We start from the raw sequence: 15,046 nt of genomic DNA, 5'->3' as shown, positions 1-15,046 counted from the left end.
GCGATGCGGGTCGGCCCCGTTCGCTGTGCAGTGGGCTGCGGCAGTGGGCTCAGCCCGTGATCCGCGCGGTGGCGTGGGTGAGCACGGGCACATCGTCGCGCTCGACGCAGGTCGCCAGCAGGTGCAGGAGATCAGCGTCGCGCCAGACCCGGATCCGCAGCGTCTCCCCCGGCACCAGGGTGCCGGCGAAGCGCACCTCCAGGGAGCCGAGCCGCGCCGCATCGCCGTCCAGCACCTCCTCGACCAGAGCGCGCGCGACGATCCCGTAGGAGCAGAGTCCGTGCAGGATCGGGCCCGCGAAGCCCGCGCTGCGCGCGAACTCCGGATCGGCATGCAGCGGGTTGAGGTCGCCGTTGAGCCGGTACAGCAGCGCCTGGTCGGCGAAGGTGCGCCGCTCCAGCATCAGGTCGGGCTCGCGGTCGGGAACCGCGGCGACGTCGCTGGGGCCGGGCTCGCCGCCGAAGCCGCCCTCACCGCGGGCCCAGATCTGCATCCGGGTGGTCCACAGCGGATCGCCCGCATCCGAGACGGCTCGGTGCTCCAGCACGATCACCGCAGCCTTGCCCTTGTCCCACAGGTCCGCGACCCGGGTGGTGACCGTCGCCTCGCCGACCGGCGGCAGCGCACGGTGCACGGTCACCGCCTGAGCGGCGTGCAGGATCCGGCGCAGGTCGATGTCACAGCCGGCCAGGCGCAGCGCGGTCGGCTGCGGCTCCCCGGCCGAGACGCCCTGTCCGGCGACCATCGCGAACGTGGGCAGGACCTGGAGGTCGCGCTCGAAGGTCCAGGCCAGCTGGGGATCCGCGCCGCGGCCCGCCCCCAGCGAGAGGTGGTAGAGCAGGACGTCACGGGTGGTCCAGCTGATCGTCTTGGTGGTCGGTGGGGCCGCCAGCGCAGCGGCCAGATCGATAGGCACGAGAGCCCTCCTAACGGGTTGGACCTCCGAGGGTGCCGGGCCCCGGGGGCCGAGACCGGCCAGGTCCCATCCAGTTGGCCCGGGCCCCACCATCTGACGAGACCTCGCCGAATTCGAAGGTCCCGAATCCCTAGATTCAGAAGGGAGAACGATCGCAATCGAGAAGGAGCACCACCTGATGGGCACTACCGATCTGAGCGGCCGGGTGGCCGTGGTGACCGGGGCCGGAGCCGGCCTCGGCCGGGCGGAGGCGCTCGCGCTGGCCCATGCCGGCGCCGACGTCGTGGTCAACGACATGGGAGAGGCCGCCGACACCGTCGTCGCGGAGATCCAGGCGCTGGATCGCCGCGCGATCGCGGTCAAGGGCGACGTCAGCGACTGGGGGCTGGGCGCGACGATGGTCGAAGCGGCAGTGGACGGCCTGGGCTCGCTGGACATCGTCGTCAACAACGCCGGGATCATCCGCGACGGCATGCTCTTCAACCTCACCGAGCAGATGTGGGACGACGTCGTCCGGGTCCATCTCAAGGGTCACGCCGCCGTCTGCCACGCGGCGTCGGTGCACTGGCGCGAGCGCGCGAAGAGCACCGGGCAGCCGGTCGCTGCGAGTGTCGTGAACACGACGTCGGAGGCCTTCCTGTTCGGCGGCCCGGGCCAGGCGAACTATGCGGCGGCCAAGTCAGGCATCGTGGCGCTCACCCTCTCCATCGCCCGCGGGATGAGCCGCTACGGCGTGCGTGCCAACGCGATCGCGCCCCGTGCCCGCACCGAGATGACGGCCAACGTCTTCGAGGAGTCGACCGGCGCCGGCCTCGACATCCTGGCGCCGGAGCGGGTCGGCACCTTCGTCTCCTACCTGGCCTCCGACGCCGCGGCGCAGGTCAACGGCCAGGTGTTCGTGGTCTACGGCGACATGGTGGCGCTGCTGGCCCCGCCGACCGTGGAGCAGAAGTTCACCTCCCCCACCGGAGCATTCAGCACCACCGAGCTGGACCAGCTGATCGGTGGCCACTTCGAGGGACGTCCGGCGAGCCAGACCTTCTCCGCGAACAGCATCGCGGCGCTGGACACCACCGGCGTGGGCAACAAGGGCTGAACCGACNNNCGCCCCCTCGTCTGCCGATCCTCAGCCCTGCGTCGCAGCGGGCACCAGGCCTCCGCGGCCGTGGCTGCGGAACGCCTCCTCGATCTCGGCACGGGCGGCCTCGTCGAGCAGCACGTAGTCGGTACTGCGTCCCACTCGCATCCAGACCGGGTCGGCGCAGACCCATCCCTCGGCCCGGAGCGGGCCCTTGCTCACCTTGTTGCTGCCGGTCAGCGGCAGCCGCTCGACCACGCGGATGAATCGCGGCCACCACTTGGCCGCCATCTCCGGCTGGCCGTCGACGAAGCCGGCGAAGGCGGTCACGTCGAACTCCGCGCCCGGCTCCAGCTCGATCGCACACATCACCTGATCGCCGGTGCTCGGGTCCGGCACCGCATAGACCGGCGCTGCTGCCACACCGGGCGCCCGCTGCAGCAGCCGCTCGAGCGGCGCCGCGGAGAAGTTCTCGCTGTCGACCCGCAACCAGTCCGAGGAGCGCCCGGCGAACCAGAACCACCCCTGCTCGTCGCGGTAGGCGAGGTCGCCGGACCAGAAGTCCTCGCCACGGATCCGGTCGGCCATCGCGCCGGGGTTCTTGTAGTAGCCCTCGAAAGAGCCGGCCGCGCCGATCGCCACCATCTGCCCGACGGCGTCCTGGTTGAGCAGGCGGCCCTGGTCGTCGAAGCGCGCCCGCGGGCACTCCACCCCGGTCTCCTCGTCCAACACCCGCACATCGACGCCGACCGCGGCACCCAGCGAGCCGCTCGGGGTGTCCGGGGTCCGGTTGATCCGGAAGACGCCCTCGCTCAGCCCGTAGCCCTCCATCACGTCGCAGCCGAAGCGCTGCGAGAACCGGGCCACGTCGACCTCGGAGGCCTCGGTGCCGAAGGCGAGCTCCAGGGTGCTGGTGGCATCGCGCGGGTCCACCGGAGTGCCCAGCACGTAGGAGAGCGCGCGCCCGACGTAGTTGACGAAGGTCGCGCCGTAGCGGTGGATGTCGGGCGCGAAGCCGCTCGCCGAGAACTTCCGGGTCAGCGCCACGCAGGCACCGGTCGCCATCGCCGTGGCCAGGTTGAGCATCACCGCATTGCCGTGGAACAGGGGCATGCACAGATAGGCGACGGAGTCGCGTCGCATCCGCACCCGGTCGATCAGGGTGTCGGTCAGAGTGCCGAGGCGCCCCTGGCTGACGATCACCGCCTTGGGCGCTCCGGTCGAGCCCGAGCTGAACAACAGCAGCGCCAGGTCCTCGGCGCTCGGGATGGCTGCCGGCAGCGCGGCGCCGCGATGTCCCTTGACCTGCTCGGCGTAGGCGTCGGAGTCGACGTTGAGGATCCGATCGGCGGCGATGCCGTGGTCGGTGCCGGCGACGAGGTGGGCGAGCTTGTCCTCGGTGATCACCAGGTCGACGTCGGCATGGCGGATGTCGCTGGCAAGCTCGGGGCCGCTGCGGGTGGCGTTGATGCCGACCACCACCGCCCCGGCCAGGGCTCCGCCCCCGATCCAGAAGACGAAGTCGGGCACGTTCTCCAGCAGGACGCCGATGTGCACCTGCCGATCGGCGGGCTGCGGGACGAGCTCGGCCAGCAGCGCCGCGCGAGCAGCGCTCTCCTCGATCACCTCGGCCCAGGTCCAGCTGCTCTCCTCGAACCTGAGGCCGGTCTTGTCGTCTCCGGCTCGCGACCGGACGATCTCAGCAAAGGTACGCATTCACAGCTCCACGTGGTGACAGGCGACGAAGTGGTCAGGTGCAGCCTCCCGCATTTCCGGCTCCTCCACCGCACACCTCTCGGTGGCTAGCGGACAGCGGGTGCGGAAGCGGCAGCCCGACGGCGGATCGATCGGCGACGGCAGCTCGCCGGCACGCTCCGCGGCATGCTCGGGCTCCAGATCGGCGTCGGGCAGATGCGCCTCGGGCACCGAGTCGATGAGCAGCAGGCTGTAGGGGTGCAACGCGTGCTCGGCGAGCCGGTCCGCCGGCACCACCTCGCAGACCTTGCCGAGGTACATCACCATGATCCGGTCGCTGATGTTCTTCACCACCGCCAGATCGTGGGCGATGAAGATCATGCTCAGCCGGTGCCGCTCCTTGGTGTCCTCCAACAGGTTGAGGATCTGCGCCTGCACGGAGACGTCCAGGCTGGAGACAGGCTCGTCGCAGATCAGCATCCGCGGGTCGAGCATCAAGGCACGCGCGATGCAGAGTCGCTGGCACTGCCCGCCGGAGAGCTCGTGCGGACGGCGGTCCCAGACCACGTCGGGGTCGAGGCCGACCGCGCTCAGCATCGATCGGATCTCCTCGTCGCTGACCGAGCGCCCCCGCATCCGCGGGCCCTCGGCCACCAGGTCCTTGACCTTGCGACGCGGGTTCAGCGACGAGACCGGGTCCTGGAAGATCATCTGCATCGGCGAGCGCTGCCGCCGCAGCCGCCGTCCCGCGTACTCGGTGAGCTCGTCGCCGAGCAGGCGCACCGATCCGGCGGTCGGCCGGGGCAGCTGCATCACCGCGCGGCCGACGGTGGACTTGCCACAGCCGGACTCGCCGAGGATGCCGAGCGTCTCGCCGTCACGGACGTCGAAGCTGACGCCGGAGACCGCGTGCACGGTCTGGCCGCCGCCGAGCGGGAACTCGACGACCAGGTCGGCGACGCTGAGCACCTGCTCGGTCATCATCGTCCTCCTTGGTTCACGGGGTGGAAGCAGGCGAAGTGGTGCGCCGCGTCGTGCACGGCGGGCACCAGCTCCGGCAGCTCCTGGTCGCAGTCGTTGCGGGCGTGGCGGCAGCGGGCGGCGAACCGGCAGCCCTCAGGCGGGCGCACCATGTCCGGCGGCGCGCCGTTGATCGCTGCGAGCCGCCGGTGCGGCGGCTCCTCCAGGCGCGGGATCGCCTCCAGCAACGCCTCGGTGTAGGGATGCTGCGGGGTCTCGAACAGGGTGCTCGCAGGCGCCGTCTCGGAGATCCGCCCGCCGTACATCACCGCCACCCGGTCCGCGCGCCCGGCGACCACGCCGAGGTTGTGGCTGATCAGGATGATCGCCATCCCCATCTCCTTCTGCAGGCGCGCGAGGAGATCGAGGATCTGGCGTTGCACGGTGACGTCGAGCGCGGTGGTCGGCTCGTCGGCGATCAGCAGGGCCGGCTCGTTGGCCAGCGCCATCGCGATCACCACCCGCTGCCGCATGCCCCCGGACATCTCATGCGGGAACTGGTCGATGCGTCGCCTCGGGTCGGGGATGCCGACCAGGTCGAGCAGCTCGATCGCCCGGGCCTTGGCCTGCTTGCGGTCCAGGCCGCGGTGCTTGCGCAACGTCTCGGTGAGGTGCACGCCCACCCGCTTGACCGGGTTGAGCGCCGTCATCGGGTCCTGGAAGACCATGCCGATCTCGGCGCCCCACAGCTCGCGCAGGGCGCGCCGGTCGAGCTGTTGCACGTCGCGGCCGGCGAAGAGCACCTGGCCGGTCACGGTCTTGGTCGGCCCGGTGGTGTGCAGGCCCATCACCGTGCGTCCGAGCACCGACTTGCCGGAGCCCGACTCGCCCACGATGCCCAGGGTCTCACCCCGGCCGAGACGGAAGGAGACGCCGTCGACGGCGGCCAGGTCGCCGCGCGGCGTGTGCAACACGGTGCGCAGGTCGTTGACCTCCAGCAACGGGGTCGCGGTCTGGTTCGTCATCGCTGACACCCGCCCTAGAGCTGAGCCTGGCGAGAGTCGAAGCGCTTGCGCGCCCGCTCGCCGAGGAGGTTGAAGGAGAAGACGGTCAAGAAGACGACCACGCCGGGGACCAGCACGATGTGCGGGTGCTGCTCGAAGGTCGCGCCCTCGCCCTCGGCGATCATGTTGCCCCACGAGGGCTCCGGGGCCTGGATGCCGAGTCCGAGGAAGCTGAGCGAGGCCTCGGCGACGATCAGCACCGAGACGATCACCATGCCGTAGGAGAGCAGCGGCAGCATCACGTTGGGCAGCAGCTCGCGGCTCATCAGCCGGATGTTCGAGGCGCCCATCGACCGCCCGGCGAGCACGAACTCGCGCTGGGCGAAGGTGAGCGTGTTGGCCCGCGCCATCCGGATCATGCTCGGCATCGCGGTCAGCGAGAGCCCGAAGGCGATGTTGCGCAGGTTGGGCTCGAGCACCGTGGCCAGCGCGATCAGCAGGATCAGCGGCGGCACCGCGAGCAGCGCGTTGGTGAGGATGCCGACGACGGTGTCGGTGGTCTTGCGGAAGTAGCCGGCCAGGATGCCGATCGAGCCGCCGACCACCAGTCCGATCAGCACCGCGCCGATCGAGACCACCAGCGAGGAGCGTGCGCCGTAGAGCACCCGAGCCAGCAGGTCGAGGCCGAAGTTGTTGGTGCCCAAGGGGCGGTCGGTCAGCAGGTTCGGGCGCGCCATCGTCGGCTCGCCGAGCGCGGCGGCCAGGTTCTGGTGCTCGCCGAGCGGCAGCCAGGGCACGAAGATCGCACCGGCCAGCAGCACCGCGAGCCAGATCCCGCACAGCCACGCGGTGAGGTCGAAGCCGGCTCCCCAGCGCCGGCGTCCGAGGGCGGAGCCGCCGGAGTGCAGCAGCGCCAGGCCGAGCACGGCGACCAGCAGCTGCCACCAGCCCTGGTCGACCATCGCCACGATGGCGACGACGAAGACCACCAAGCCACCCAGCAACGGGACCAGTCCACGGAGCAGGCTGGGGCGGCCACGGGGCACGGGGGCCTTCGCGGGAGCCGGCGTGGCGGCCGGCTTGGCGAGGTCGACGACGTCAGACATGAGCCCTCCTGATCCGGGGGTCGAGGTAGCCGTAGGAGAGGTCGATCAGGGCGTTGGTCAGCACATAGACGACCGCGATCACCAGCACCGCTCCCTGCACCATCACGTAGTCGCCGGTGTTGGCGGCGCCGACCACCAGCGAGCCCATGCCGGGCAGAGCGAACAGGTACTCGACGATCACCGTGCTGCCGATCAGGCGGCCGAGTCCGATCCCCATCAGCGTCATCAGTGAGAACGACGAGGGGCGCAGCGCGTCGCTGAACAGGATGTGCACGGTGCCCATGCCCTTGGCCTTCGCCGCCAGGATGAAGTCGTCCTGCAAGGTGGTGACCAGGTCGTTGCGCAGGATCCGGGTGAACATCGCGGTCTCGGCCAACGCGATCGTCAGCGCCGGCAGGAAGGCGTGGTAGAGGTTCTGCCAGACGCCGTCCTCGAGGCGGGACCACTGCGCCCGGGGGAACCAGCCGAGGGTGTTGGCGAAGATCAGGATCACCACCAGGCCGGCTAGGAAGCTGGGGATCGACAGCACGCCGATGGTGCCGGCCGAGACCATCCGGTCGATCCGGCCGCCCTGGCGGTGCGCGGACCACATCGCCAGCGGGATGCAGAAGATCAGCGCCATGCCCATGCCGAGCACCGCCAGCTCGACGCTGACCGGGAGGGCCGCGCCGATCCGGTCGGTGATGTCGGTGTAGGGCGGCACGACGGAGGTGCCCAGGTCGCCTTGCAGCGCGTGCCCGAGCCAGCTCAGGTAGCGCGTGATCAGCGGATCGTTGAGACCGAGGTCCTCGCGGACCTCCGCATACGCCGCTTCGGTCTGACCCTCGCCGAGGATCGAGACGGCCGGGTCGGTGTCCATCAAGGACACCATCCAGAACGTGCCGAAGCTGACGAGGAACAAGACGGCCACCAGTTCGGCGGTCCGCCGGAGCACTCTTCGCAAGATGCCCAGCCTCTCCCTCTACCGGCGCCGATCGACCATCGATCCGACCCGGGATTCCGTGCGTGACGAGGCTGAGCACACCAAGGCCGACCGGCCGTTCCGGGCCCGGCTCCCATCTGGTGGGAGCAACGAATCTGGGGGCTCCCGCAGCGACCAAGCAAGTGCTAGGTTAAGAGCTCCGAACGAACGGGAGGGAGTCGTCCATGACCGTCACTCAGCCCTATCCCAGCGAGACCACCGAGCGCGTTCCGCGCCCCAGCGTGGTCGAGCGCGTCACCCAGATCCTCGACGTCTTCATGCTCGGCGAGGAGTTCCTGATGCTCGAGGACGTCACCGCCTTCACCGGGCTCCCCCGGTCCACGGCGTTCCGGATCCTCAGCCAGCTCACCGAGCTCAACTGGCTCGAGCACGGCCCCCGCGGGTTCAGCCTCGGCACCCGCGCCACCGGCCTGGCCTCGCGCACCCGCAACAGCTACGACGAGGTGCGCGGAGCGGCCGGCATCGCCCTCAACGACCTGCACGCCGCGACCGGCGCGGTCGCCCACCTCGGCGTCCTCGAAGGGGCGCGGGTGCACTACCTCGACAAGATCGGCGGCGCCGCCTCGGGCACCGTCCCGAGCCGGGTCGGCGGTCGCTTCCCGGCCGACCACACGGTCTGCGGCAAGGCCCTGTTGGCCTGTCTGGTCCCGGAGAAGGTCGACAGCCTGCTCACGGTGAGCACGGCGCAACGACGTCGCGCCCTCGACCTGCCCCGCCTGCACACCCAGCTCAACTCCATCCGGCGTCAGCACGGCCTGGCCGTCGACTCCGCCGAGCACTGCTCGATGGGGATCACCGCGGTCGCTGCGCCGATCATCGGCCCCAGCGGTGCGGTCGGCGCGATCAGCCTGGCCGGCAAGCAGTCCCTGCCGCTGGACCGGATCGCACCGATGGTCGTGCACGCCGCACGGCGGACGGCAGAGGCGCTCTTCCCGGGCTGGAAGCAGCCACGGGCCGGGCGTGGCCCGGCACCCGTGACCGCTCTGCGCTGAGCCTCAGCCGACCTCGAGCTCGCGGCGATTCACCTTGCCGGTCGCGTTGCGCGGCAAGGGCGTGGTGCCGATCCGCCACTCGGTGGGGATCTTGTAGCGCGCCAGCCGCGGCTCGAGGTGGGCCCGCAGCACCTCCTCGTCGAGCTCGGCGCCGGGACGGGCCACCACCACGGCGGCCACCGCCTGTCCCATGTCGGCGTCCGGAACGCCCACCACGATGCACTCGGCGACGCCGGGGTGCTGGGTGAGCTGGTCCTCGACCTCGGCGGGGTAGATGTTCTCGCCACCGCGCAGGATCAGATCGGAGCGGCGGCTGCAGATCCGCAGTCTCCCGGCGTTCATCACGCCCAGGTCGCCGGTGCGGAACCAGCCGTCGGACGCCGTGCCGGCCGCGGTCGCCTCGGGGTTGCGCCAGTAGCCGAGCATCACCAGCGGCCCCCGGATGTGCACCTCGCCCTCGACGCCGTCCGGGACCGGCCGATCCGCGTGGTCGCAGACCCGGACCTGCATCGTGGGCACCGCGCCACCGACCGTCTCCGGGTCCGCGCTCAGCTCGGCGGGAGTCGCCAAGGTGGCCGCCGACGACGACTCGGTCAACCCGTAGGTGGTGCCGAACGCCTTCGCTGCCTGCGGAACCGCCTCGCGCAGTCGTGCCTTCAGCTCCGCCGAGGACGGCGCGCTGCTGACCGACACGTTCGCCAACGAGGACAGGTCGAAGCCACTCAGGTCGGCCTCCACCAAGCGGTGCAGCATGGTCGGCACGGCTCCCCAGTTCGTCACCCGCTCGCTCTCGATCAGAGCCAGCACCTGTTCGATGTCGAAGCGCCCCAGGTGGATCACCGCGGTGTCGCCGACCGCGAGCCGGATCACCGCCAGGTTGTGCAGCGCGGCGATGTGGAACAGCGGCGTCGCCAGCAGGTAGCGCCGACCGGTCGCCGGATGGCCGAGATCCGCCGCGATCGCGTCGTTGAGCAGGTGGAACCAGAGCGCCGCGATCATGTTGCGGTGGCTGTGGGTGGCGCCCTTGGCCCGCCCGGTCGTGCCGCTGGTGAACAGGATCACCGCGGCGTCGTCCTCGGCGACGTCGACCTGTGGCATCGCGGCGCCGTCGAATTCGGCGATCAGGCTCCACAGCTCGTCCTCGATGGCGATCACGGCCGCGCCGCAGCCTGCCACCAGCCCGCGCCGCGGCTCGTCGGCCAGCACCACCACCGGCTCGGTGAGCTCCACCCCGTGCGCGACCTCCGGCGCCGCCCACATCGAGTTGCCGCCCACCGCGACCGCGCCGAGGCTGACCGCGGCCCAGAATCCGATGATCCACTCCGGCCGGTTGGCGCTGAGCAGCATCACCCGGTCCCCGGGCCGCACGCCGTAGCGCTCCCGCAGCGCGGCGGCCAGGGCCGCGACCATCCGGTAGTGCTCGCTGAAGGAGATCCGGTGCTCGGTGCTCACCACGTACTCGGCGTCGCCGAAGAGCCGCGAGGCGTCCAGCAGCTCCAGCAGCGACTGCTGCCGGTGCCGGAAGACCGACATCTCGTGGCCGTGCACCATCTCCGTGCGGATCTCGAACGGCTCACCCGGTGCAGTCAGCCGAGCGATCACGTCATAGCGGTTGGACATCGCCTCTCCCCTCAGCGGATGGTGAGCTGGCCGCCGTCGACGTTCCAGCACTGCCCGGTCACCCAGGCCGCCTGGTCGCTGGCCAAGAAGACCGCCGCGTGCGCGACCTCGACCGGCTCCCCCGCACGCCCCAGCGGCAGGTTGGCGTCCACATAGGCGTCCCACGCATCCTGGCTCCAGTCGTCGAGACGGCTGGTCGCGGTGACGCCGGGGCACAGCGCATTGACCCGGATGCCGCGGCGACCGAGCTCCTTGGCGGTCGACGAGGTCAGCGACTGCACGCCCGCCTTGGAGGCGGAGTAGGCGGCGGTGCCCGGTCCCCCGAGCTTGCCGCCGATCGAGGAGATGTTCACGATGCTGCCGCTGCCGTCGCGGGCCACCGTGCGCCGGGCGAAGGAGCGCGTCATCAAGAAGGTGCCGCGCAGGTTGATCGCGATCACCTTGTCGAACTCGGCGACATCGAGGTCGAGCACGTGCACCCGGTCGTTGCCGCGCGAGGCAGCGGCGTTGTTGACCACCACGTCGACCGGTCCGAGCTCGCTCTCGACGGCGTCGAAGAGCTGCTCGACGCCGTCCTCGCTGGCCACGTCGGCGACCATCGGCAGGGCCCGTCGCCCGAGCGCGCGGATCTCCTCGGCCACCGACTCGATGTCGCGCCAGCCGGCCGCCTTCTCGTCGTCGGGGAACTGCTCGGGCGAGCGTCCGGTGCCGGTGATCACGACGTCGCAGCCGGCCCGGGCCAGCTCGACGGCGACCGCGCGGCCGATCGAGCGCATCCGCCCGGCGCCGGTCACGATCGCCACCTTGTCGGTGAGGCCGGTCAGTGGGTAGGTCATCAGCGGGTCTCCTTCAATGCGATGAAGAGGCCACGGGCCTCCGCGGTACGGACGCCGTCGTGTTCGATCCAGCCTTCGGCGATGGTCTTGCGGCCGTCGATCTCGACGATCCGGGAGAAGAGCTCCAGCGGCTCGTCGAGCGGGGTGCGCCGGTGGTAGGTGATCTCCAGGGATGCGGTCAGCGCCAGCGTCCCCCGGGCCTGCATCAGGGTGCCGAGCATGCAGTCCAGGATGTGCGCGACGAAGCCACCGTGCACGGTCTCGCGCGGGCCCTCGAACAGCGCGTTCGCGACCACCGAGGCGCGAGCACCGCTCTCGCTGAAGTGCATCTCCATCGGGAAGGCGACCGGATGGAAGGGGAAGAGCCGGTACCCGGCCTCGGGACCGATCGCCCGCGCCCTCGCCGGAGCGTCGAAGTCGCCGCGCAGCACGCGTGGCCGGCGTCGTTGCGCCAGCACCGCGGTGATCGCCCGCATCTGCTCGGTCGCGCTGTGCAGCTCCGCGAGGCCCATCTCGGTGGTCGCCGAGGCGAGCATCAGCTCGCGGGTGGCCTCGATCAGCTCGAGGGTGGCGGCGCGGTGATCGGTCTCCTCCTCGACCGCTCTCACCCGGCACCGCCGGGCAGCAACGAGGCGGGCACCGACGGCGCCGGCGCGAAGTGCAGGTAGTCGGCCAGGAAGCCGGCCGGGTCGAGGTCCTCGGGCTGCCAGCCCGGGACCAGTGCCGCGCCGTCGGCGGTGCGCACCGGGCGGCCGAGCTCGTGCAGCAGCGGGAGGCTGTAGGCCACCCGGCCGGTCAGCTCGGCGGGGTCGCCGGTGCACAGGGCGAGTGCCGCCTCGGCCATCGTCTCCTCGGGCTCCGAGGGCCATCCCGGCACCGCACCGGCGGCGTGCTCGGTGGCCACGCCCCGGTTGGGTGCCAGCGTGTTCACCGCGATCCCGAACGGGTGCAGCTCCATCGCGGCGCCCGTCGTGATCCGGTCGAGCATCGCCTTGGTGCCGCCGTAGAGCGAGGAGCCTGCCAGCGGGTGGAAGGCGAACGGCGGGCCGACCCGAGGTCCGGCCTGGCGCGAGGAGATGTTGAGGATCCAGCCCGCGCCGCGCGCCTTCATCCCCGGCACCACGGTGCGGATCAGGTCCCAGGTGTTCCAGAGGTTGGTCTCCACCGAGTCCTGGAACCACTCCCGGGTCATCTCCTCGAACGGCACGTCGTAGCGCCGGGTGGCGGCGACGTTGTTCACCAGGATGTCGACCGGGCCGAGTGTCTGCTCGATCTCACCGATCAGCGCGGCCCGGTCCAGCTCGGGCCGGCCCAGATCTGCCGCGAAGGCGGCAGCCGTGCCGCCCGCCTCGCGGATCTGTGCCACGGTCTCCTCGAGCGAGCCCGCGAGGGCGCCGTCGCCGGCGCGCAGCGTGCGGGAGACGGCGGCGACCGCGATCTGCTCCGAGGCGAGACGGCGGGCGATGGCGCGCCCGATGCCCCGGGCCGCGCCGGTGACGACGGCAACCCGGGGACTCATGCAGGCGCGCCGATCCGGGGCGCGCTCTCGATGCTCGCGCCGAGCTCGGCGGCGATCTGGTCGGCGCCGCCGAGGGAGAAGGCGAGCTGGCGGCCCCACAGGAAGTAGCGGTGGATCGGGTAGTCGATGTCGGCGCCGATGCCGCCGTGCAGGTGCTGGGTGGCGTGCACCGCGCGGAGTCCGCCGCGCGCGGCCCAGAGCTTCGCGACCAGGACGGCCGCTGCCGCCTCCTCAGCGCGGCCGGTGTCCAGCAGCCAGGCGGCACGGGTGGTGGTGAGCCGGATCGACTCGGTGTCCAGGTAGGCGTCCGCGGCCCGGACCGCCACCGCCTGGTTGGTGGAGATCGGTCGGCCGAACTGCTCGCGCTGCGACACGTACTGGGCCGTGGTCTCCAACGCCTGGGCACAGACCCCGATCTGGACGCCGGCCAGCCCGAGCCGCAGCCGCTGCAGGGTCCAGGCGACGACCTCCTCGCCGCCCAGCACGGAGTCGGCAGCGACCCGCACCCCGGTCAGCTCCAGGTGTGCTGCGGCCCCGCGGAAGGTGGTGGCCACCGGCTCGCGACGCACGCCCTCGGCGTCGAGGTCGACCACCACGACCCGCTGGCTGCCGTCCGCGAGCCGGACCGGGAGCACCGCGGCGCTCGCCTGCTCGGCTGCGGGCACGGCCAGCACGCGGCCGTCGAGGATCACCGCGTCGCCGTCGAGGCGCCCGTGGAGGCCGCAGTCACCGGCCACGCCGTCGAAGCCGGAGGTGACCAGCGCCTGGCCGGTGGTCAACGGCTCGAGGTAGCGCGCGCGGAGCGCGTCGCTGCCGAACTCGGCGATCGGCATTGCCGCACCGGCGACCACCGCCACGAACGGCACCGGAGCCAGCCGTCGGCCCTGCTGCTCGGCGATCGCGACCAGACCGAGCAGGCCCATCTCGCCACCGCCGGCCGCCTCGGGCAGCACGGCGGCCAGCAGGCCGGCATCGGCCAGGGTCTGCCACAGCTTGGCGTCGAAGCCGCCCTCGGTGCGCTCCACGGCGACCACCCGGTCCACCGGCGCCTGGTCGGCGAAGATCTCGCCGGCCAGGTCGGCCAGCGCTGTCAGGTCCTCACCGAGGTCGAATTCCATCGGACTGGTCATCAGCGTCCTGCCTTCTGCGCGTTGTCGTCCCGGCGGCGAGCGGCGAGGGTCATGCCGAGGCTCTTGGCAGCCACGATCTCGCGCATCACCTCGTTGGTGCCGCCGCCGAAGGTGTTGTTCTGGGCCCGGCGGGCCAGGGTCTCCACCCGGCCCTCGACCCCGGCTCCGGCGCTGCCGGGGCGGAGCAGGCCGTAGCCGCCGAGGACGTCCTGGAGCCGGCCGTAGGCGGTCACCACGGCCTCGGTGCCGAAGATCTTCGCGGCCGCGGAGTCGCCGCCGCCGAGCGTGTTGGCGGCGACGTCGGCCACCAGGCGCAGGCTGTAGAGGTCGGCGGCCGCGAGCAGCGCGTAGACCTCGGCCAGGGTGGAGCGCACCCAGGGCACGTCCAGCAGCACGCCGTCGCCCACCGGCTGGGACTTCGCCCAGGCGAGCGTCTCGTCGAAGAGCTCGTTGGCGATGCCGTTGCGGGCGGCGAGCGCGACCCGCTCGTGGTTGAGCTGGTTGGTGATCAGGCCCCAGCCCTTGTTCAGCTCTCCGACCACGTTGGACGCCGGAACCCGGACGTCCTCGTAGTAGGTGGCCGAGGTGCTGATCCCGCCCACGGTGTGGATCTCGGTGACCGAGAAGCCGGGCGAGGCGGTGGGCACCAGGACCACCGAGATGCCCTGGTGACGCGGTGCGTCGGGGTCGGTGCGCACGGCGAGCCAGATCCAGTCCGCGAAGACGCCGGCCGAGGTGAAGATCTTGTTGCCGTTGATCACCAGGTCGTCGCCGTCGAGCACGGCACGGGTCTGCAACGAGGCGAGGTCGGTGCCGGCGCTGGGCTCGGTGTAGCCGATCGCGAAGACCAGCTCGCCCGACAGGATCCGGGGCAGGAAGAACTCCTTCTGCGCCGTGGTCCCGTGGGCCATCAGTGTCGGCGCCACCGTGTTCAGGGTGACCAGCGAGAGCGGTGCTCCCGCCCGCAGTGCCTCGTCGTAGAACACGTAGAGGGCTTCCGGGTCCTCGCCCCGGCCGCCGTACTCGGTGGGCCAGCCGAGCCCGAGCCACCCGTCGGCACCCATCCGCTGGTAGATCCGGTCGAAGACCGGCCCTCCCTCGGTCTGGTCGACCAGGGCCGCGCGGTCCTCGTCGTTGATGATCTCGGCGAAGTAGTCACGCAGCTGCTGTCGCAGTTGCCGTGAGCTCTGCGAGAGTTCGGGATGCAT

14 protein-coding genes are annotated in these 15,046 nt (G+C 71.3%); 2 read left to right on the top strand and 12 right to left on the bottom strand.

Annotation, left to right across the window (positions count from 1 at the left end; genetic code table 11):
* Window positions 1–49: 49 nt before the first annotated feature.
* The gene (locus ABD151_RS12715; protein WP_343994893.1) at window positions 50–916 is read right to left on the bottom strand and encodes a MaoC family dehydratase; all 867 of its coding nucleotides are present in this window, start codon (window positions 914–916) and stop codon (window positions 50–52) included.
* 178 nt (window positions 917–1,094) lie between these two features.
* Between ABD151_RS12715 and ABD151_RS12710 the strand changes: the two genes are divergently transcribed.
* Window positions 1,095–2,012 (top strand): SDR family NAD(P)-dependent oxidoreductase, encoded by a 918-nt coding sequence (locus tag ABD151_RS12710; RefSeq protein ID WP_343994891.1) that lies wholly within the window; start codon window positions 1,095–1,097, stop codon window positions 2,010–2,012.
* 30 nt (window positions 2,013–2,042) lie between these two features.
* Here the strand turns inward: ABD151_RS12710 and ABD151_RS12705 are convergent, their stop codons facing one another.
* From ABD151_RS12705 to ABD151_RS12685, 5 genes are read right to left on the bottom strand one after another with little or no spacing between them, the layout of a single operon-like run.
* The gene (locus tag ABD151_RS12705; RefSeq protein ID WP_343994889.1) at window positions 2,043–3,710 is read right to left on the bottom strand and encodes an AMP-binding protein; all 1,668 of its coding nucleotides are present in this window, start codon (window positions 3,708–3,710) and stop codon (window positions 2,043–2,045) included.
* Window positions 3,711–4,670 carry an ABC transporter ATP-binding protein gene (locus ABD151_RS12700; RefSeq protein WP_343994887.1) on the bottom strand — a complete coding sequence of 320 codons (960 nt, stop codon included), beginning with the start codon at window positions 4,668–4,670 and terminating at the stop codon, window positions 3,711–3,713.
* Complete coding sequence (locus ABD151_RS12695; RefSeq protein WP_343994885.1) at window positions 4,670–5,674, bottom strand: ABC transporter ATP-binding protein; 1,005 nt, start codon at window positions 5,672–5,674, stop codon at window positions 4,670–4,672. The genes ABD151_RS12700 and ABD151_RS12695 overlap by 1 nt, the downstream gene beginning before the upstream one ends.
* Before the next feature lie 14 nt (window positions 5,675–5,688).
* Entirely contained in the window at window positions 5,689–6,759 is a 1,071-nt protein-coding gene (locus ABD151_RS12690) for an ABC transporter permease (protein WP_343994883.1), read from the bottom strand.
* Window positions 6,752–7,693 carry an ABC transporter permease gene (locus ABD151_RS12685; RefSeq protein ID WP_343995018.1) on the bottom strand — a complete coding sequence of 314 codons (942 nt, stop codon included), beginning with the start codon at window positions 7,691–7,693 and terminating at the stop codon, window positions 6,752–6,754. Before ABD151_RS12685 ends, ABD151_RS12690 begins: the two co-directional genes overlap by 8 nt.
* Before the next feature lie 212 nt (window positions 7,694–7,905).
* Between ABD151_RS12685 and ABD151_RS12680 the strand changes: the two genes are divergently transcribed.
* Entirely contained in the window at window positions 7,906–8,733 is an 828-nt protein-coding gene (locus ABD151_RS12680) for an IclR family transcriptional regulator (protein ID WP_343994881.1), read from the top strand.
* A gap of 3 nt (window positions 8,734–8,736) precedes the next feature.
* Here the strand turns inward: ABD151_RS12680 and casG are convergent, their stop codons facing one another.
* The 6 genes from casG to ABD151_RS12650 are packed head-to-tail and all read right to left on the bottom strand — an operon-like array spanning window position 8,737 to window position 15,046.
* Complete coding sequence (gene casG, locus ABD151_RS12675; protein WP_343994878.1) at window positions 8,737–10,353, bottom strand: steroid-24-oyl-CoA synthetase; 1,617 nt, start codon at window positions 10,351–10,353, stop codon at window positions 8,737–8,739.
* Window positions 10,354–10,364: 11 nt separating this feature from the next.
* Window positions 10,365–11,189 carry an SDR family NAD(P)-dependent oxidoreductase gene (locus ABD151_RS12670; RefSeq protein WP_343994876.1) on the bottom strand — a complete coding sequence of 275 codons (825 nt, stop codon included), beginning with the start codon at window positions 11,187–11,189 and terminating at the stop codon, window positions 10,365–10,367.
* Window positions 11,189–11,797 (bottom strand): PaaI family thioesterase, encoded by a 609-nt coding sequence (locus ABD151_RS12665; RefSeq protein WP_343994874.1) that lies wholly within the window; start codon window positions 11,795–11,797, stop codon window positions 11,189–11,191. The genes ABD151_RS12670 and ABD151_RS12665 overlap by 1 nt, the downstream gene beginning before the upstream one ends.
* Window positions 11,794–12,708 carry an SDR family NAD(P)-dependent oxidoreductase gene (locus ABD151_RS12660; RefSeq protein ID WP_343994872.1) on the bottom strand — a complete coding sequence of 305 codons (915 nt, stop codon included), beginning with the start codon at window positions 12,706–12,708 and terminating at the stop codon, window positions 11,794–11,796. Before ABD151_RS12660 ends, ABD151_RS12665 begins: the two co-directional genes overlap by 4 nt.
* A complete protein-coding gene (locus tag ABD151_RS12655) occupies window positions 12,705–13,838 on the bottom strand; it encodes an acyl-CoA dehydrogenase family protein (RefSeq protein ID WP_343994870.1) in 1,134 nt (377 codons plus the stop codon). The genes ABD151_RS12660 and ABD151_RS12655 overlap by 4 nt, the downstream gene beginning before the upstream one ends.
* Window positions 13,838–15,046, bottom strand: a complete 1,209-nt coding sequence (locus ABD151_RS12650) for an acyl-CoA dehydrogenase family protein (RefSeq protein ID WP_343994868.1) — start codon at window positions 15,044–15,046, stop codon at window positions 13,838–13,840. Before ABD151_RS12650 ends, ABD151_RS12655 begins: the two co-directional genes overlap by 1 nt.

Origin of the sequence: Nocardioides dubius (assembly GCF_039528155.1) — a bacterium.
In the GTDB taxonomy this organism is placed as follows: domain Bacteria; phylum Actinomycetota; class Actinomycetes; order Propionibacteriales; family Nocardioidaceae; genus Nocardioides; species Nocardioides dubius.
This window is presented reverse-complemented; position numbering and strand designations above follow the sequence as displayed.

Excerpts from the sequence above, each read along its gene's own strand:
- ABD151_RS12660 (WP_343994872.1), bottom strand. The coding sequence starts at position 12,708 with ATGAGTCCCCGGGTTGCCGTCGTCACCGGCGCGGCCCGGGGCATCGGG.
- ABD151_RS12690 (WP_343994883.1), bottom strand. The coding sequence starts at position 6,759 with ATGTCTGACGTCGTCGACCTCGCCAAGCCGGCCGCCACGCCGGCTCCC.
- ABD151_RS12670 (WP_343994876.1), bottom strand. The coding sequence starts at position 11,189 with ATGACCTACCCACTGACCGGCCTCACCGACAAGGTGGCGATCGTGACC.
- ABD151_RS12655 (WP_343994870.1), bottom strand. The coding sequence starts at position 13,838 with ATGACCAGTCCGATGGAATTCGACCTCGGTGAGGACCTGACAGCGCTG.
- ABD151_RS12680 (WP_343994881.1), top strand. The coding sequence starts at position 7,906 with ATGACCGTCACTCAGCCCTATCCCAGCGAGACCACCGAGCGCGTTCCG.
- ABD151_RS12650 (WP_343994868.1), bottom strand. The coding sequence starts at position 15,046 with ATGCATCCCGAACTCTCGCAGAGCTCACGGCAACTGCGACAGCAGCTG.
- ABD151_RS12710 (WP_343994891.1), top strand. The coding sequence starts at position 1,095 with ATGGGCACTACCGATCTGAGCGGCCGGGTGGCCGTGGTGACCGGGGCC.
- ABD151_RS12700 (WP_343994887.1), bottom strand. The coding sequence starts at position 4,670 with ATGACCGAGCAGGTGCTCAGCGTCGCCGACCTGGTCGTCGAGTTCCCG.
- ABD151_RS12705 (WP_343994889.1), bottom strand. The coding sequence starts at position 3,710 with ATGCGTACCTTTGCTGAGATCGTCCGGTCGCGAGCCGGAGACGACAAG.
- ABD151_RS12695 (WP_343994885.1), bottom strand. The coding sequence starts at position 5,674 with ATGACGAACCAGACCGCGACCCCGTTGCTGGAGGTCAACGACCTGCGC.
- casG (WP_343994878.1), bottom strand. The coding sequence starts at position 10,353 with ATGTCCAACCGCTATGACGTGATCGCTCGGCTGACTGCACCGGGTGAG.